The sequence below is a fragment of the Streptomyces sp. AB3(2024) genome (genome assembly GCF_041862025.1).
Classification (GTDB): Bacteria; Actinomycetota; Actinomycetes; order Streptomycetales; family Streptomycetaceae; genus Streptomyces.
Genome location: NZ_JBGWAB010000019.1, coordinates 40500 through 56446 on the forward strand (window position 1 = coordinate 40500; position 15947 = coordinate 56446).

Consider the following 15947-nt stretch of genomic DNA (forward strand, 5'->3'; position numbering starts at 1 on the left):
ATTTGCCGATCTTCCGCACCCCCCGACGGGGTTGTTAAGGCGCTGGTCAGTACCGGTCAGGCGGCCGAAAGGTATGCGGACCAGCCGCCGGGCGGGGCCTGTCCGGGGGCCAGGGACCGCAGCCTGGCCAGCAGTTTCCGGTCCTGGACGTCGAGCCAGTCGGTGAACTGCCGGAAGGATACGAGGCGTACGTCCTTTTTGTCCGCCATGGCCTTGAGGGCCTCCTCGACGGCGTCCATGTAGATGCCGCCGTTCCATTCCTCGAAGTGGTTGCCGATGAAGAGGGGCGCGCGGTTGGTCTCGTAGGCGCGGCGGAAGCCGCCGAGGTAGGTGGCGGTGGCCTGGGAGCACCAGGCGGGGTAGTTGGCGGGCACGCCCTTGGTGGTGTTCCGCGACTGGTTGGCGAGGATGTTGTAGTCCATGCTCAGCACCTCGAACGTGTGCCCGGGGAAGGGCAGCGACTGGAGGGGCAGGTCCCAGACGCCCTCCTTCTTCACCGGCCACTGCTGCAGGCCGCCGGACGAGCTGGAGTCGTAGCGCCAGCCGAGGCGGGCGGCGGTCGGCAGCAGGCCCTCCTGGCCCAGGAGGCAGGGGGTGCGGGCGCCGATGAGCTCCTTGCGGTAGTCGAAGGGCAGGGGTTCGAGGTCGGTGAAGCCGGTGTTGGTGCGCCAGTTGGTGACGAACGCCACCGCCTGGTCGATCTCCGAGCGCCAGTCCTCCGGGCTCCAGTGCGCGACGGAGCCGGAGCCGCCGCAGAAGTGGCCGTTGAAGTGGGTGCCGATCTCGTGGCCGTCGAGCCAGGCCTGGCGGACGAAGTGGAGGGTGTTGCGGACGTTCTCGTCCTTGAGGTAGCCGATGTCGGAGGCGCCGACGGGGTTGTTCGGGGGGTGGTAGAGGCCGCTCTTCGACTCCGGCAGGAGGTAGAGGCCGGAGAGGAAGAAGGTCATCGCCGCGCCGTGGTCGCCCGCGAGCTTGAGGAAGCGGGGGAAGAGGCCGTTGCCGACCTCGCCCGCGCCGTCCCAGCTGAAGACGACGAACTGCGGCGGGGTCTGACCGGGTTCCAGGGGGACGGGCCGGGGCGGCTGGTGCGGCTGCGGTCCGGTGTCGGCGGTGGAGCCGTCGCCGATCACGCGGACGGCGGCGGGCGGCGCGGAGCCGTCGCCGGCCGTTATCGGGCCGTGCTTACCGGCCCCGGACCCGGACCCGCCGCCACCGCAGCCGGCGAGCCCGATCGCGGCGGCGGCGCCGAGTCCGAGCCCGAGCAATCCCCTTCGACTGACGTCGCGTACGTCGCTCATGAAATGTCATATAAACGGACAATCCTGCGACGTCGACCCATCGACACGTCACCACGGGCATGACTTGTATGAAATTAGGACTGCCCATGACCCGGCTTTGCCCTCAGGGCCCCCGGAGCCCCCGGAGACACCCGCGGGCCCGCCCCCGGACGGGAACGGGCCCGCGGGGGCGAAGTCAGGCGCCGAAGGCCTTGGACTTGCCCTTCACCGGCTTCGCTCCGGCCAGGAGGTGCGCCGGGACCAGGTCCCGCGCCGGCTCGCTGTAGCCCACCGACACCAGCTTGTCGCCCTGGTACGTGAACGACGTCAGCGAGGCCAGCGTGCACTGCCGGCGCCGCGGGTCGTGCCACAGCCGCCGCTTCTCCGCGAAGCTCCGCACGATCCAGATCGGCAGCTGGTGGCTGACCGCCACCGCCTCGTGCCCGCGCGCCGCGTCCCGCGCCGCCTCGATCGCGCTCATCATCCGAACGACCTGCTCCACGTACGGCTCGCCCCACGACGGCTTGAACGGGTTCGTCAGGTGCTTCCAGTTGCCCGGCTTGCGCAGCGCACCGTCGCCGACGCCGAAGGTCTTGCCCTCGAAGACGTTGCCCGCCTCGATCAGCCGGCCGTCCGTCGCCAGCTCCAGGCCGTGCACCTTCACGATCGGCGCGGCCGTCTCCTGCGCCCGCTCCAGCGGGGAGGCCACCACGTGCGTGACGTCCCGGTCCTGGAGGTGCTCGGCCACCCGGTCGGCCATCTGCCGGCCCAGCTCGGAGAGGTGGTACCCGGCCCGGCGCCCGTAGAGCACCCCGTCCGGGTTGTGCACCTCGCCGTGCCGCATCAGGTGGACGACGGTGATGTCGCTCATGCGGTCGCCTCCGCGGCGGCTCGGGCGGCGGCGGGCAGCGCGGCCGCGATGCGCTCCACGGCGCGCTCGTCGTGGGCGGTGGACACGAACCACGACTCGAACGCCGACGGCGGCAGGTAGACGCCCTGCGCCAGCATCGAGTGGAAGAACCCGTTGAAGCGGAACCCTTCCTGCTTCTTCGCGTCGTCGTAGTTGCGGACCTCGTCCTCGGTGAAGAACACCGAGAACATGTTGGAGGCCGTCTGCAGCCGGTGCGCCACGCCCTCCTTGGCCAGCGCCGCCGTCACCAGTCCCTGGATCTCCGCGGAGACCGCGTCGACCTTCTCGTACGCCGCCGCGTCCAGCAGCCGCAGCTGCGCGAGACCGGCCGCGGTGGCGATCGGGTTACCGGAGAGCGTGCCCGCCTGGTACACCGGGCCGGCCGGGGCCAGGTGGCCCATGACGTCCGCACGGCCGCCGAACGCCGCCGCCGGGAAGCCGCCGCCCATGACCTTGCCGAAGGTCATCAGGTCGGGCTTGACCCCGTCCACGCCGTACCAGCCCGCGCGGGAGGTACGGAAACCGGTCATCACCTCGTCGGAGATGTACAGCGCGCCGTTCTCCCGGCACAGGTCGGCCAGCCCCTGGTTGAAGCCCTCGCCCGGGGTCACCACGCCCATGTTGCCGGGCGCGGCCTCGGTGATCACACAGGCGATCTCGCCCGGGTGCGCGGCGAACGCCGCCCGCACCGCGTCGAGGTCGTTGTAGGGGAGCACGATCGTGTCGCCGGCCTGCGCGCCGGTCACACCGGGGGTGTCCGGCAGGGCGAAGGTCGCCAGGCCGGAACCGGCGGCGGCCAGGAGCGCGTCGACGTGACCGTGGTAGCAGCCGGCGAACTTCACGACCTTGGCGCGGCCGGTGAAGCCGCGGGCCAGCCGGATCGCCGACATGGTCGCCTCGGTGCCCGAGGACACCAGGCGCACCTGCTCGACGGGCTCGATACGGGCGACGATCTCCTCGGCGAGCGCGACCTCGCCCTCACCGGGCGTGCCGAAGGAGGTGCCGCGGGCGACCGCGGCCTGCACGGCCTCGATCACCTCGGGGTGGGAATGGCCGAGGATCATCGGCCCCCACGAGCAGACCAGGTCGACGTACTCGCGCCCGTCGGCATCGGTCAGATAGGGACCGGTACCGGACACCATGAACCGGGGCGTACCGCCCACGGCACGGAAGGCGCGCACGGGAGAGTTCACGCCGCCGGGGGTCACGAGGGACGCGCGCTCGAAGAGCGTCTGCGAAACTGGGGCTTCATACGGGTACGGGTAGCTCACACCAGCCATGGTCTCAGAGGCCGCGACAGACTTGCGGACGGGCGTTTCACCGCGCCGCCGCGGGGGAGGTCACTGCCATGATGATCAGGCTGCGTGGCGGAGGCCGCGGGGCCGGGGCAGGCAAAACGTGTCGGGTGGAGATATGCAACGCGGTGGTGGACCGGGCGAGGGTACGGACGGCCTGGACCCGCAGCGCGCCCGTGATGCCCGAGCCCGTCGCGGCAAGCACCGGCGCCACGGCGCCGAGGCGGCCGATCCCGTACCGGGTCCCTCCCGGACGCCGGACGGCGGGGACGGCCTCCCCAAGGGCCGCGGCATGGGAGTGACGTACAAGTACTTCGGCGCCCCCGACGGCGCAACGGCCGCGCGGGTGCCCCAGACGATGCGGCCCGAGGAGCTCGGCGGCGACGAGCTCGGCATGGGCGGCATGTTCACCAAGATCAAGCCGGAGACGGTCGCCGCGATGGTCCTGACCGGCATCGAGGGCATACCCCTGCACAAGGTGCCCCCGCTGGAGCTGGTCGTCCTGCACCCCGACTACGCCGTGGTCAAGCTGCCGATGACGGTGGTCGACCCGCTGCGCGGCGTCGGCGAGGAGTCGGTCGGCGCGGCCGCCTTCATCTGGTCTACCGTCCCGGACCGGGGCGGCCCCCGGGACGCCTTCAACGTCTACCAGCTGCTGCACGAGTGGCAGGACTTCTCCCACCGCCTCCACGAGGCCGGCCACCAGCCGTACTGCCTCGTCTGGCCCTGACCGGCCCGTCCCGCCGCGGTCGTGCGGCGGGAGGGGGCGTGGTCGGCGGGGCAGGCGGGGGCGGCGCGGCCGGTCAGCGGGCGGCGGCCGTGTGCGGTGCTTCCGCCATCGGTGACGTGCCCTGCGTGACGTAGCGGCGGATCGAGGCCGGGCAGACGTCCCGGCCGACGCGCCCGTGACCGCCGGCGGCCGCGTCCAGCGCGTCGAACGCCGGGCCCGCCTTGTCGGCCGGATTGCCCAGCGCCTCCCGCAGCCGCGTGAACTCCGCCCGGTCCAGAGCCCCGTCGCCGTCCGCGTCCATCGAGGTGAACACCCGCTCGTGCGCGGTGCGGGCGGCCGCGACCCGCGGGTCGTCGGCGCCGCGGCCCATCGCCGACGCGGCCCGCTCGGGGCGGGACAGGTACTCGTGCCGGGAGATCACACCGTCCCCGTCCACATCGAGCATGGTGAAGATGTGCCGCTTTGCGATGAGCGAGGCGGCCGTGTCCATGAAGATCCCTTTCGCCCACTTCGGACTGGCCCGCTACCCCGCCCCGCGCGCCCCGTGCGCCCCCTCTCACCTCTTTCCGCCCCCTGGCCCACGGGGCAGAGTGGCCACATGGAGACGCGCGTACGGCTGGAGCCCTGGGGCAAGGACGACTTCTGGCTGCTGTCACGGTGCAACTCGGCGGAGATGACCGCGCACCTCGGCGGGCCCGAGTCCGAGGAGAGGCTCGCCGACCGGCAGCGCCGCTACGAGGCCCTGAGCGCGCGGGAGCCGGCCGCCGGGCGGATGTTCCGGGTGGTGCTCGGCGCCGAGGCCGTCGGGTCGATCGGCTTCTGGGAGCGGGAGTGGCGCGGCGAGCCGGTGTACGAGACCGGCTGGGCGGTGCTCCCGGAGTTCCAGGGCCGCGGCCTGGCCGCGGTCGCCCTGGCCGAACTCGTCGCCCACATCCGCGCCCACGGCTCCCGCGGCGCCCTGCACGCCTTCCCTGGCACCGACCACCCGGCATCCAACGCCGTCTGCCGCCGGGCGGGCTTCGCGTGCCTGGGCCGGGTCGACTTCGAGTACCCCCCGGGCACCCCGCACCCCTCCAACGACTGGCACCTGCCCCTCACCCCCTGACCCCGCCCTCCCCGCCGGATCCCGGGGCGCGCGGCCGGCCCGGGCCCGGACCGGCCGGGACTGGCCCGGCCGGAGGCCCTGGTCGCCCGGCCCTTCAGCCCGTCAGCCCGTCAGCCGCTCAGGCGACCGTGAGGACCAGCCGGCCCCGCGTGCCCGGGGTGCCGAGGGCGGCGTGGGCCTTCGCGGCGTCCGAGAGGTCGAAGGTGCCCGCGACCCGGAGCGTCAGCTCCCCCGCGTCGACCAGCGCGACCAGCCGCCCCAGGTGCTCGCCGTCGGGGGCGACCTCCTGCTCCTCGACCCGGATCCCCCGCTCCGCGGCCGGCCCGCCGTGCGGGCGGAGCCCGACGTAAACCCCTCCGTCACGGACGAAGGCCAGCGCGGCCTCCCCCAGGACCGCCGCGTCCAGGACCCCGTCGACCGGGCCGGCCGGCGCCCCGCCGCGCTCCACGAAGGCGCTCGCGCCGAGCGACCGTACGAACGCCTCGTCCTCCGCGCCCGCCAGGGCGGTCACCGCCAGTCCGGCGCGGACGGCCAGCTGGACCGCGAGCCCTCCGACCATCCCGGCCGCACCGGTGATCAGCACGGACGCGCCGGGGGCCAGTCCCAGCAGGTCCACCGCGCGGGCGGCCGTCAGCCCGCTCAGCGGCAGCGCCGCCGCGGCCGCGTCGTCCGCCGTCCCGGGGGCCGGGGCCAGCGCCGAGGCGTCGAGCACCACGTACTCGGCGTGCGTGCCGAGCGGCTTCACCGGGCCGTGGTGCAGGCCCACCACCCGGCGGCCCACCGTCCAGCCCTCCACCTCCGGGCCGACCGCGTCGATCTCGCCCGCCACGTCCCAGCCGAGCCCGAGCCGCTGCCCGGCCTCGCCGAAGACCCCCAAGCGGACCGCTCCGTCGACCGGGTTCACCCCGGCCGCCCGGACCCGGATCCGGACCTGGCCGGCTTCCGGGCGCGGCACCGGCACCCGCTCCACCCGCACCTGCTCCGGACCGCCGAAGGCGTCGACGACCGCTGCCCGCATGGTGTGCGTCTGCTCGCTCATTCTCTTTCTCCCCTGGCTCGTTCGGCTCGGGTTCGCCGGGCGGTTCCGCCCTTCCCGATGACCACTAACTTAGGGAGAGGTACTCTCTTTTCGTAAGTACGTGCTTGGGAGTGCGTACCCGACCCGGAAGTGGGTAACCATGGCCACCCGCACCGCCGCCGCCCGCCGTGACGAAGCCCGCGCCGCCTACGACGCCTTCGTCAAGGAATGCCCCACCAGCCAGCTCCTGGCCCGCATCAGCGACAAGTGGGTCGGCCTCGTCCTCAGCGCCCTCGGCCAGGCCGAGACCGGCTCCATGCGCTACAGCGACCTCGGCCGCAAGATCCCCGGCGTCAGCCAGAAGATGCTCACCCAGACCCTCCGCTCCCTCGAACGCGACGGCCTCGTCAGCCGCACCGTCACCCCCGCCGTCCCCGTCCGCGTCGACTACGCCCTCACCGAACTCGGCGGCAGCCTCGGCTGTCTCCTCTCCTCCGTGAAGCACTGGGCGGAGAACCACTTCGACGACGTCAGCGCCCACCGCGACGCCTACGACGAAGCCCTCGCGACCGCGTAATTCGGCCGCGCCACCCCGCCTCCCGATGGCATGCTGGGATCGTGAACGGTCCCGGCATCCATCTCACCCTCGCCCCCGAGCTGCGCCTCTTCGCCCCGCCCAGCCGGCGTGCGGAACGCGTACCGACCGCCACCGACGGCGCCTCCAGCATCGGCCACGTCGTCGAATCCGCGGGCGTCCCCCTCACCGAGGTCGGCCGCCTCCTCGTCGACGGCCACGAGGTGCCCGTCTCCTACGTGCCCCAAGCGGGCCAGTCCGTCGAGGTGTTCGGCGTGGAGCGCCCGCAGCGGCTCCCCGACGCCCCGCTGCGCTTCCTCCTCGACGTCCACCTCGGCACCCTCGCCCGCCGCCTGCGCCTGCTCGGCGTCGACGCCGCCTACGAGAACGAGGACATCGGCGACCCCGCGCTCGCCACCCGCTCCGCCGCCGAACGCCGCGTCCTGCTCTCCCGCGACCGCGGCCTCCTGCGCCGCCGCGAGATCTTCGCCGGCGCCTACGTCTACAGCGACAACCCCGACGACCAACTCCGTGACGTCCTCGGCCGGTTCGCCCCCGACCTCGTCCCCTGGACCCGCTGCACCGCCTGCAACGGCCCCCTGCGCGAGGCCGACAAGGACAGTGTGGGCGACCGTCTGGAGCACGGCACGCAGCGCTCATACGACGTCTTCGCGCAGTGCACCGACTGCGAGCGCGTCTACTGGCGCGGCGCCCACCACGCCCGGCTGGAACGGATCGTCGGCGAGGCCATGGCCGAATTCGGCGGCGCCGCCGCCTGATCCCCACGCGCCGGAGGCCCTCGTCCGGCAGACTCTCCGGCCATGACCGCAGCCGAGAACACCTCGCACGTCATGGACCCCGCCACCAACGCGACCGACCCCCGGTCCGCCACCACCGCGGACCCCCGGACCGTCGTCGACGTCGTGGTCGTCGGCGCAGGACCCACCGGACTCCTGCTCGCCGGCGACCTCGCCGCCACCGGACTCTCCGTCACCCTCGTGGAGCGGCGCCCCCGCACCGCCGCCAACCTCACCCGCGCCTTCGCCGTGCACGCCCGCACCCTCGAACTGCTCGACGCCCGCGGACTCGCCGACCCGCTCGTCACCACCGGCCGCCGGATCGACCGCATACGCCCCTTCGGTGGCATGCCCCTCTCCCTCCAACACCTGCGCTCGCGCTACCCGTTCGCGCTCATCACCCCTCAATATGAGACAGAAAAACTCCTGGAGCGCCGCGCGTTGTCCACAGGGGTGGACATCCAGTACGACAGTCGGGTCATCGGCCTGCGCCAGGAGCGCGACACCGTCACCCTCGACCTCCGCCCCGCCACCCCGGACACCCCGGACACCCCGGGCGCCTCGACAGCCGCCCCCGGCACCGCCCCCACCCGCCGGATCCACGCCCGCCACGTCGTCGGCGCCGACGGCGTCCGCTCCACCGTCCGCGAGGCCCTCGGCCTCCCCTTCCCCGGCCGCGCCGTCGTCCGCTCCATGATCCTGGCCGACGTCCGCCTCACCGATCCGCCCGAGGACGCCCTCGCCGTCAACGGCGCCGCCGACGCCTTCGGCTTCCTCGTCCCCTTCGGCGACGGCTGGTACCGCGCCATCGGCTGGCGCCGCGACGCCGACGCCCCGGACACCGCCCCCGTCGACCTCGACGAACTCCGCGCCATCCTGCGCGACGCCCTCGGCAGCGACCACGGCATGCACGACCCCCGCTGGATGTCCCGCTTCCACAGCGACGAACGCCAGGTCCCCCACTACCGCGTCGGCCGCGTCTTCCTCGCCGGGGACGCCGCCCACGTCCACTCCCCCGCCGGCGGCCTCGGCATGAACACCGGCCTCCAGGACGCCGCCAACCTCTCCTGGAAACTCGCCGCCGTCCTCCACGGCCGGGCCCCCGACCCCGACGCCCTCCTCGACAGCTACCACCGCGAACGCCACCCCGTCGGCCGCCTCGTCCTGCGCGTCAGCGGCAGCATCGTCCGCGCCGCCATGGCCGCCACCCCCGCCCACCGCACCGCCCGCGCCCTCGGCGCCGCCGTCCTCGCCCACATCGGCCCCGCCCGGGAACGCGCCCTCGGCATCGTCTCCGGCATCGGCATCGCCTACCCGCCCCCGCCCGGCACCCGCCGCCCCACCCCCGCCGGCCGGCGCGCCCCCGACCTCGCCCTCGCCCACGGAGAGCGCCTCTACGAGGCCCTGCGCACCGGCGGCTTCGTCCTCGTCACCCCGCCCGGCACCGCCACCCCGCCGGGAGCCCCCCTCGCCCACCGCCGCTGGGCTTCCGGGACGCGCACCGCGTGCGTCCTCGTACGCCCCGACGGATACGTCGCCTGGAGCGCCCACCGGCCCACCGACGCCGAACTCACCGCGGCCGTCGCCACCTGGCTGCTGCCCCGCCCCCTGCCGGGACCCGGCGGCCCCCGGGTCCCGCAAAGCCCGCAGAACCCGTAAAGCCCTCAAGGCCCTCAAAGCTCCCGGGTCCCTCAAGGCCCTCAGAAGGCGTAGCCGTCGCCCGTGTCCAGGGCCAGCACCACGTGCTCGTTGTTGCCGCGGTTGCGGTCGGTCGCCCCGCCGTTCCACCACGTGTCGATCCGCACCACCACCTCGGCCGGCCGCTCCCGCAGCCCCAGCGACAGCCCGATGTGCCGCCCCCTGCCGTGCTCCGGCAGCTCACCCGTCTCGCAGACCACCTCGCGCTGCCCGATCCGCGCGCACCCTTCGGCCAGCTCCTGCCGGTCCGCGAGGTCGACCGACAGCCGCACCCGCACCGTCGCGTTCGGCACCCCGGACGGCCCCTCGTTCTGCGGCACCATCCACACCTTCAGCCGGCCATGTGCCAGGGACACCCGCCCGTGGTAGGCCACGTCGGCCTCCGGCCCGGCCCACGCACCCGCGGGCCCGGCCCCGCCCAGCACCAGCAAGCCCGCCACCACCACACTCCGTACGGCACCAAGGCGCACCGCCACCACCTCCTCGCGCGGACGCTAACCAGCCCATCCACCCCCTGGTCGGACCATCACACGAACGAGGGCGAGCCCTCCCCCATTCGCCTGCGTAGGCTTCCGGCCATGCTCATCGCACGCTCCGCCGCCCTCTTCGCCCTCGCCGCCGTCCTGGAGATCGGAGGCGCCTGGCTGGTCTGGCAGGGCGTGCGCGAACACAAGGGCTGGGCCTGGATCGGCGCCGGCGTCATCGCCCTCGGGCTGTACGGATTCGTCGCCACCCTCCAGCCCCAAGGCGATTTCGCCCGCGTGCTGGCCGCCTACGGCGGCGTCTTCGTCGCCGGATCCCTCCTCTGGGGCGTCGTCGCCGACGGCTACCGCCCCGACCGCTGGGACGTCACCGGCGCCCTCGTCTGCCTCGCCGGGATGGCTGTGATCATGTACGCGCCGCGCCGCTGACCCGGCCTATGCTGGCGAGGATTCGCCCGTACGAACGAACGACCCCGCGGACGAACGTCCCCACGATCGAACGAGGAGCCCGCTCATGAGCACGCGCACGGCCACCCGAACCGCCGTAGTCACCGGCGCGAGCAGCGGAATCGGCGCGGCCACCGCCCGGCAGCTCGCCGCGGCCGGTTACCACGTCGTCCTCACCGCCCGCCGCAAGGACCGCATCGAGACCCTCGCCGGCGACCTGACCGACGCGGGCTACGAGGCCACCGCCCACGCCCTCGACGTCACCGACCGCGCCGCCGTGGACGCCTTCGCCGCCTCCCTCGACCGCTGTGACGTCCTGGTCAACAACGCCGGCGGCGCCATCGGCGCCGAGCCCGTCGCCACCGGCGACCCGGCCGACTGGCGCACGATGTACGAGGTCAACGTCATCGGCACCCTGAACGTCACCCAGGCCCTCCTCCCCGCCCTCACCGCGAGCGGCGACGGCACGGTGGTCGTCCTGTCCTCCACCGCCGGCCACTCCGCCTACGAGGGCGGCGCCGGCTACGTCGCCGCCAAGAACGGCGCCCGCGTCCTCGCGGAGACCCTCCGCCTGGAGATCGTCGGCCAGCCCGTCCGCGTCATCGAGATCGCCCCCGGGATGGTCAAGACGGAGGAGTTCGCCAAGACCCGCTTCCGCGGCGACGCGGCCAAGGCCGAGAAGGTCTACGAGGGCGTCGCGGAGCCCCTCTCCGCCGACGACGTGGCCGACACCGTCACCTGGGCGGTCACCCGCCCCAGCCACGTCAACATCGACCTCCTGGTCGTCCGCCCCCGCGCCCAGGCCTCCAACACCAAGGTCCACCGCGAGCTCTAGAGGACTCCCGCCGCCTTCAGCTGCGGCATGAGGGCCGCCGGCTTCAGCCCGGCGGCCTTCGCCGCGTCCAAGGCCCGCCGCAGGTCCGCCGCCAGCGTCGGCGTGAAGTGCAGCAGCACGATGTCGCCGGCCTTCAGCCGCGGCGTCGGCGGGGTCTGGCTCCAGGTGGTGAAGTCGTACGTCCACGTCACCAGCGCCTTCACCCCGCACGCCTTCGCCGCGGCCCGCACGCTGTCGTCGACCGCCCCGTAGGGCGGCCGCAGCAGCCTGGGCTCCCTCCCCCCGAAGGCCGCCGCCAGCCGCTCCCCGGCCCCGCACACCTCGGCGTCCTTCCCGGCGGCGTCGAGGGTGGTCAGGTCGGGGTGGTTCACCGTGTGGTTCTCCACCGTCGCCCGCCCCTGTTCCGTGAGCTCGGTGAAGTACCCGGTGTCGTACGCGGTCGCGCCCGGCAGCAGGAACAACGACACCGGCACCCGCTTCTCCAGCAGGATCCGGGCGGCCTCGGGATCGTGCGTCCAGCCGTCGTCGATCGTGATGAAGACGACCTTGTCCCGAGTCGGCACGTGCGACACCACGGGCGGCAACCCCACCCCGGCCTGAGCCGACCCGGCGGCCCCGAGAGCGAGCGACAACGACGCGAGCGCGGCAAGAAGCACGCGGGATCTCCACATGCCACCCACCCCGGTCTAGACCAACCAAACCCGTCAACCCCCGCACATAGAAGCGAAGTTGCGACCCGCGTCCCCGGTCGGGCCCGTACGGGTGAATCCACGCGAATTGCCGACGGGCGCCGCTACGATCCGAAAGCGTGAGCCGCGAAAGGGAGCAAGCTATGGCCGTGATGCAGCGCGAGACCACGATCGCGGAAGCCGCCGATCGACTCTCCAAGGAGCTTCCCCGGCACCGAGTGGAGGTTCTCCAGGGGAGGCTCACCGTGACACCACCTGCCGACGGAGAGCACGCGCTCACTTTGAGCTGGCTGACCGAAAGGTTCTTCGAGGCCGGGGCCAAAAAGGCGGGTCTACGCTACCTCCAGGGCATCGGCATCTGGCTGCCCACAGGGCCCGACGACTACGCCATCCCGGACTTCGCGCTCGTCAGCAAGGACTTCCTGGACTTCAAGGGGCGGAACAACTGCTACTCGCCCGAGGTGTTCCGCCTCATCGCCGAGGTGACCTCGTCGAACTGGTCGGACGACCTCGGCTCCAAGGTCGACTCCTACGCGAAGGCCGACGTCCCCTTCTACGTCATCGCCGACCGCCGCCACGACGAGGTCGTCGTCTGCCGCGACCCGCGCAACGGCACCTACCGCCTCCGCACGTCCCACAAGCGCGGCACTTCCATCACGGTCCCGGAGTACGTCGGGGTAACCCTCGAACTCCCGGTGGACCTCCTCCTCGACGGCGAATGAGGGCTCGACGCACGCGGAGGGGCCCGGGCCGTCGCCGGTCCGGGCCCCGTACGCCGTGCTCAGCCCTTGACGCAGATGACCTGCTTGAGCTTCGCCACGACCCGCACCAGGTCGGTCTGCTGGTCGATGACCTGCTCGATCGACTTGTAGGCGCCCGGGATCTCGTCCACGACACCCGCGTCCTTGCGGCACTCCACGCCCCGGGTCTGCTCCGCCAGGTCGCGTGCCGAGAAGCGCTTCTTCGCCGCCGTGCGGCTCATCTTGCGGCCCGCTCCGTGCGAGGCGGAGTTGAAGGACTTCTCGTTGCCGAGGCCCTTCACGATGTACGACCCGGTGCCCATCGAGCCCGGGATGATCCCGTACTCGCCACTGCCGGCGCGGATGGCGCCCTTGCGCGTGACGAGCAGGTCCATGCCGTCGTACCGCTCCTCCGCCACGTAGTTGTGGTGGCAGCTGATCTCCTGGTCGAAGGAGACCTTGGCCTTGCGGAACTCCCTGCGGATGACTTCCTTGAACAGGCTCATCATGGCCGCGCGGTTGAACTTCGCGTACTCCTGGGCCCAGAAGAGGTCGTTGCGGTACGCCTCCATCTCCGGGGTCGCGGCGAGGAACACCGCCAGGTCCCGGTCGACCAGTCCCTGGTTGTGGGCCAGCCCCCGGGCGACGCCGATGTGGTGTGCGGCGAGCTCGTTGCCGATGTTCCGGGATCCGGAGTGCAGCATCAGCCAGACCGAACCTGACTCATCGAGACAGAATTCGATGAAGTGGTTGCCAGATCCGAGCGTTCCGATCTGCCTTGTGGCGCGCTCCTGACGGAATTTGATCGCGTCCGTGATGTAGTCGAAGCGCTTCCAGAGGTCCTCGTACCCCTGCACCGAGAAGCCGTACAGCCGGGAGGGGTCCACCGCCTCCTTGTGCAGGCCCGCCCCCACCGGAATCGCCTGCTCGATGCGCGAGCGCAGCTTCGAGAGGTCGCCCGGGAGGTCGTTCGCCGTCAGGGAGGTCTTCACCGCCGACATGCCGCAGCCGATGTCGACGCCCACCGCCGCCGGGCAGACCGCGTCCTTCATGGCGATGACCGAGCCGACCGTGGCGCCCTTGCCGTAGTGGACGTCCGGCATCACCGCCAGGCCCTTGATCCAGGGCAGGCCCGCCGTGTTCTGCAACTGCCGCATGGCGCTGTCCTCGACCGACGCCGGATCGGTCCACATCCGGATCGGGACGTTAGCCCCGGACACCTCTACATACGACATATGACGTCAATCCCCCGGAAACCACAGAAAGTCACAGAAAGCTCGGAATACGCAAAAAGCCTCGCTCATCGCCCCAAAGCAGTCAGGGAACCGGCGCCGGCACCAGCGTGTGCGATAGACATTGTGTCCATCCGTGTCCGAGTCGCGGCAACGGATTTTCCCGAGGGGACCAAGGGAGCCAGTGGACGTGGAGCGCAAGGCGGTACGCCGACGGGTCCTGCCCGGTATCGCGATGATCACCGCACTCGCGGCCGGAGTGACCGGTCTCGCCGGCTGCACCGACGGCAACGGCATCGGGATCACCAGCGACCAGAAGGGCGGCGGGAGCACCGCCGCGCCCGCCCAGCCCGGCAAGTACCGCAGCCTGCCACAGCCCTGCAAGGCGGCCGACGCCAAGCGCCTCAAGGCCATGCTCCCGGCCGCCGACTCCCTCACCACCCAGCAGCGCGAGCAGCTCTACGCCGGGACCGCGGAGCCCTCCTTCGACGGCGACCGGCACGTCGGCTGCCGCTGGAACGCGCAGGCGCCCGAGGGGACCCTGCTGCTGTCGGTCACGTTCGAGCGCGTGGTCTCGTACGACCGCGGCGCCGCGAGCGACGACGACAAGGCGCACACGGTGTTCGTACGCCGCCTCACCGACGCGCACCTGCCCTTCCCCGGCATCACGGGCTCCCCCTCCCCGAGCACCACCCCCGGCACCACCCCCAGCACCACCCCCGGTAGCGCCCCCGGCGCCGCCGCGACCCCGGCCCAGCCTTCCGCTTCCCCCTCTCCCGCTTCCGCTCCTGTCTCCGCCCCCGCCTCCGCTTCGCCCTCCGCCCCGGCGTCCCCCACCACCGCGCCCGAGCTCGGCTCGCGCGTTCTGGAAGGGCTCGGCAACGAGGCGTACCTGGACGACAAGCTGAGCCCGGCCGGGGCGAGCGCCGCCCAGTCGCGCACCGTGCGGATTGTGTTCCGCACCTCCAACGTCCTGGTCACCGTCGAGTACAGCGTGCAGCCGTCCGGACCCGCCGCGATCCCCTCAAGTGCGGAAACGCAGGACAAGGCGCGCCAGTTGGCAGAGGCCCTGGCCGAGCGTTTCAGCGAGTGAGGCCCCCGCCCCGAGCGGGCGTGCGGGGCCGTCGTGACGGCGCGCACAGCAGGCGGGCACCCGGTCGGGCTACCGTTGCCCGGGTCCCGCGCCCGTAAGAAGTCCCCAACGTCTGAAGGAACCATGCACCGATCAGCCTCGCGTCTCACCCGTGTCCTCGCCTGCGCAGCCGTCGTCCCGGTGATCCTCACCGCCGCCGGGTGCTCGTCCGACTCGGAGAAGTCCTCGGGCACGGAATCCGGCAAGAAGTCCACGTCCTCCTCGTCCGCCAAGCCGAACGCGAAGGCCTCGGCCACCCTGGAGAAGGTGGCGTTCGCGAAGCTGCCCGACCCCTGCAAGGCGATCGCGTCGAAGACCATAGATTCGGTCGTTCCGGAGGCGAAGGAGAAGAACGGTACGGCCGCGAAGTCGAACGACCTCGCCAACCGGGCCAGCTGCTCCTGGAACGGCCTGCAGACGGACGGCGTGAAGGGCTCGCAGTACCGCTGGCTCTCCGTCTCCCTGGTCCGCTACGACTCGCACGCCACGCTCGGCAGCGGTGACAAGCGCGCCGAGGAGCAGTACAACAAGCAGATCGAGCTGGCGAAGACCGCCGAGGGCGCGCACGACGTCAAGGTGGAGCAGGCCGGCGGGATCGGCGACCAGGGTTCCTCGGTCGCGTACGGGGTGAAGAAGGACGTCGACTTCTTCAACACCACCCTCGTGGTCCGCACCCACAACGTGGTCATCACGCTCGACTACAACGGTGCCGCCTACGAGGGCGCCGGCGCCCCCGACCAGGCGAAGCTGCTCCAGGACGCCGTCGCGGCGGCCCGGGACGCGGTGAACGCGGTCGACTCCGCCAACAAGGGCGACGCCGCTCCCGAGCAGGCTCCGTCCGGTTCCGCTTCGCCTTCCGGTTCGGCTTCGCCGTCGGGTTCCGCTTCCCCGCAGCAGTAGGCGACGGGCGGTAAGGGGTCCTGGGGAACGGGTGACGCGCAGTCACCCGTACGCTGTGCCTGCCGTAGCTCGACAAGGGGAGGTCG

Annotated in this window: 18 protein-coding genes; 10 read left to right on the forward strand and 8 right to left on the reverse strand. The window is 72.4% G+C overall.

Going from position 1 to position 15947, the window contains the following annotated elements:
- Positions 1–56 precede the first annotated feature (56 nt).
- The 3 genes from ACEPPI_RS11065 to hemL all read right to left on the reverse strand — a co-directional run bounded on the left by ACEPPI_RS11065 (position 57) and on the right by hemL (position 3467).
- Positions 57–1298 carry a hypothetical protein gene (locus ACEPPI_RS11065; RefSeq protein WP_373915051.1) on the reverse strand — a complete coding sequence of 414 codons (1242 nt, stop codon included), beginning with the start codon at positions 1296–1298 and terminating at the stop codon, positions 57–59.
- 175 nt (positions 1299–1473) lie between these two features.
- The gene (locus ACEPPI_RS11070; protein ID WP_373915052.1) at positions 1474–2148 is read right to left on the reverse strand and encodes a histidine phosphatase family protein; all 675 of its coding nucleotides are present in this window, start codon (positions 2146–2148) and stop codon (positions 1474–1476) included.
- Positions 2145–3467 carry a glutamate-1-semialdehyde 2,1-aminomutase gene (hemL, locus tag ACEPPI_RS11075; protein WP_356213856.1) on the reverse strand — a complete coding sequence of 441 codons (1323 nt, stop codon included), beginning with the start codon at positions 3465–3467 and terminating at the stop codon, positions 2145–2147. The genes ACEPPI_RS11070 and hemL overlap by 4 nt, the downstream gene beginning before the upstream one ends.
- Positions 3468–3600: 133 nt before the next feature.
- Here hemL and ACEPPI_RS11080 point away from each other — a divergent pair, with 133 nt between their 5' ends.
- Complete coding sequence (locus tag ACEPPI_RS11080; protein WP_373915053.1) at positions 3601–4212, forward strand: hypothetical protein; 612 nt, start codon at positions 3601–3603, stop codon at positions 4210–4212.
- A gap of 73 nt (positions 4213–4285) precedes the next feature.
- On the opposite strand, the gene ACEPPI_RS11085 is transcribed toward ACEPPI_RS11080, so the two are convergent.
- Complete coding sequence (locus ACEPPI_RS11085) at positions 4286–4702, reverse strand: EF-hand domain-containing protein (RefSeq protein WP_373915054.1); 417 nt, start codon at positions 4700–4702, stop codon at positions 4286–4288.
- Between the two features lie 108 nt (positions 4703–4810).
- Between ACEPPI_RS11085 and ACEPPI_RS11090 the strand changes: the two genes are divergently transcribed.
- Positions 4811–5317 carry a GNAT family N-acetyltransferase gene (locus tag ACEPPI_RS11090; protein WP_373915055.1) on the forward strand — a complete coding sequence of 169 codons (507 nt, stop codon included), beginning with the start codon at positions 4811–4813 and terminating at the stop codon, positions 5315–5317.
- A 118-nt stretch (positions 5318–5435) separates the two neighbouring features.
- On the opposite strand, the gene ACEPPI_RS11095 is transcribed toward ACEPPI_RS11090, so the two are convergent.
- Complete coding sequence (locus ACEPPI_RS11095) at positions 5436–6335, reverse strand: NADP-dependent oxidoreductase (RefSeq protein ID WP_373915095.1); 900 nt, start codon at positions 6333–6335, stop codon at positions 5436–5438.
- A gap of 160 nt (positions 6336–6495) precedes the next feature.
- On the opposite strand from ACEPPI_RS11095, the gene ACEPPI_RS11100 reads away from it, so the two are divergent.
- Genes ACEPPI_RS11100 through ACEPPI_RS11110 form a run of 3 tightly spaced genes read left to right on the forward strand, consistent with a single transcriptional unit; the run spans position 6496 to position 9365 of the window.
- Entirely contained in the window at positions 6496–6912 is a 417-nt protein-coding gene (locus tag ACEPPI_RS11100; RefSeq protein WP_373915056.1) for a winged helix-turn-helix transcriptional regulator, read from the forward strand.
- A gap of 41 nt (positions 6913–6953) precedes the next feature.
- Positions 6954–7688, forward strand: coding sequence for a Mut7-C RNAse domain-containing protein (locus ACEPPI_RS11105; protein WP_373915057.1), 735 nt, complete (start codon positions 6954–6956; stop codon positions 7686–7688).
- A 42-nt stretch (positions 7689–7730) separates the two neighbouring features.
- On the forward strand, positions 7731–9365 hold the full coding sequence (locus tag ACEPPI_RS11110; protein WP_373915058.1) for an FAD-dependent monooxygenase: 1635 nt from the start codon (positions 7731–7733) through the stop codon (positions 9363–9365).
- A 41-nt stretch (positions 9366–9406) separates the two neighbouring features.
- Here ACEPPI_RS11110 and ACEPPI_RS11115 read toward each other — a convergent pair whose 3' ends face one another.
- On the reverse strand, positions 9407–9874 hold the full coding sequence (locus tag ACEPPI_RS11115) for a hypothetical protein (RefSeq protein WP_373915059.1): 468 nt from the start codon (positions 9872–9874) through the stop codon (positions 9407–9409).
- 108 nt (positions 9875–9982) lie between these two features.
- On the opposite strand from ACEPPI_RS11115, the gene ACEPPI_RS11120 reads away from it, so the two are divergent.
- Both ACEPPI_RS11120 and ACEPPI_RS11125 read left to right on the forward strand, forming a co-directional pair.
- Complete coding sequence (locus tag ACEPPI_RS11120) at positions 9983–10315, forward strand: YnfA family protein (protein WP_356213868.1); 333 nt, start codon at positions 9983–9985, stop codon at positions 10313–10315.
- 85 nt (positions 10316–10400) lie between these two features.
- A complete protein-coding gene (locus tag ACEPPI_RS11125; RefSeq protein WP_373915060.1) occupies positions 10401–11168 on the forward strand; it encodes an SDR family NAD(P)-dependent oxidoreductase in 768 nt (255 codons plus the stop codon).
- Here the strand turns inward: ACEPPI_RS11125 and ACEPPI_RS11130 are convergent.
- Positions 11165–11731, reverse strand: coding sequence for a polysaccharide deacetylase family protein (locus tag ACEPPI_RS11130; RefSeq protein WP_373915061.1), 567 nt, complete (start codon positions 11729–11731; stop codon positions 11165–11167). The two genes, ACEPPI_RS11125 and ACEPPI_RS11130, sit on opposite strands and share 4 nt — an antisense overlap.
- Positions 11732–12000: 269 nt before the next feature.
- On the opposite strand from ACEPPI_RS11130, the gene ACEPPI_RS11135 reads away from it, so the two are divergent.
- On the forward strand, positions 12001–12579 hold the full coding sequence (locus tag ACEPPI_RS11135; RefSeq protein ID WP_373915062.1) for a Uma2 family endonuclease: 579 nt from the start codon (positions 12001–12003) through the stop codon (positions 12577–12579).
- 59 nt (positions 12580–12638) lie between these two features.
- On the opposite strand, the gene ACEPPI_RS11140 is transcribed toward ACEPPI_RS11135, so the two are convergent.
- On the reverse strand, positions 12639–13832 hold the full coding sequence (locus ACEPPI_RS11140; RefSeq protein ID WP_373915063.1) for an RtcB family protein: 1194 nt from the start codon (positions 13830–13832) through the stop codon (positions 12639–12641).
- Positions 13833–14019: 187 nt separating this feature from the next.
- On the opposite strand from ACEPPI_RS11140, the gene ACEPPI_RS11145 reads away from it, so the two are divergent.
- Together ACEPPI_RS11145 and ACEPPI_RS11150 are read left to right on the forward strand one after the other, a co-directional pair.
- Positions 14020–14922, forward strand: coding sequence for a DUF3558 domain-containing protein (locus ACEPPI_RS11145; protein ID WP_373915064.1), 903 nt, complete (start codon positions 14020–14022; stop codon positions 14920–14922).
- Positions 14923–15045: 123 nt separating this feature from the next.
- Entirely contained in the window at positions 15046–15861 is an 816-nt protein-coding gene (locus ACEPPI_RS11150) for a DUF3558 domain-containing protein (RefSeq protein WP_373915065.1), read from the forward strand.
- The last annotated feature ends 86 nt before the right edge of the window (positions 15862–15947 follow it).

Bases quoted from the DNA above. Each gene is read 5' to 3' on its own strand.
- ACEPPI_RS11080 (WP_373915053.1), top strand. From the start codon at position 3,601: ATGCAACGCGGTGGTGGACCGGGCGAGGGTACGGACGGCCTGGACCCG.
- hemL (WP_356213856.1), bottom strand. From the start codon at position 3,467: ATGGCTGGTGTGAGCTACCCGTACCCGTATGAAGCCCCAGTTTCGCAG.
- ACEPPI_RS11100 (WP_373915056.1), top strand. From the start codon at position 6,496: ATGGCCACCCGCACCGCCGCCGCCCGCCGTGACGAAGCCCGCGCCGCC.
- ACEPPI_RS11110 (WP_373915058.1), top strand. From the start codon at position 7,731: ATGACCGCAGCCGAGAACACCTCGCACGTCATGGACCCCGCCACCAAC.
- ACEPPI_RS11095 (WP_373915095.1), bottom strand. From the start codon at position 6,335: ATGCGGGCAGCGGTCGTCGACGCCTTCGGCGGTCCGGAGCAGGTGCGG.
- ACEPPI_RS11065 (WP_373915051.1), bottom strand. From the start codon at position 1,298: ATGAGCGACGTACGCGACGTCAGTCGAAGGGGATTGCTCGGGCTCGGA.
- ACEPPI_RS11120 (WP_356213868.1), top strand. From the start codon at position 9,983: ATGCTCATCGCACGCTCCGCCGCCCTCTTCGCCCTCGCCGCCGTCCTG.
- ACEPPI_RS11070 (WP_373915052.1), bottom strand. From the start codon at position 2,148: ATGAGCGACATCACCGTCGTCCACCTGATGCGGCACGGCGAGGTGCAC.
- ACEPPI_RS11085 (WP_373915054.1), bottom strand. From the start codon at position 4,702: ATGGACACGGCCGCCTCGCTCATCGCAAAGCGGCACATCTTCACCATG.
- ACEPPI_RS11090 (WP_373915055.1), top strand. From the start codon at position 4,811: ATGGAGACGCGCGTACGGCTGGAGCCCTGGGGCAAGGACGACTTCTGG.
- ACEPPI_RS11150 (WP_373915065.1), top strand. From the start codon at position 15,046: ATGCACCGATCAGCCTCGCGTCTCACCCGTGTCCTCGCCTGCGCAGCC.
- ACEPPI_RS11125 (WP_373915060.1), top strand. From the start codon at position 10,401: ATGAGCACGCGCACGGCCACCCGAACCGCCGTAGTCACCGGCGCGAGC.
- ACEPPI_RS11135 (WP_373915062.1), top strand. From the start codon at position 12,001: ATGGCCGTGATGCAGCGCGAGACCACGATCGCGGAAGCCGCCGATCGA.
- ACEPPI_RS11140 (WP_373915063.1), bottom strand. From the start codon at position 13,832: ATGTCGTATGTAGAGGTGTCCGGGGCTAACGTCCCGATCCGGATGTGG.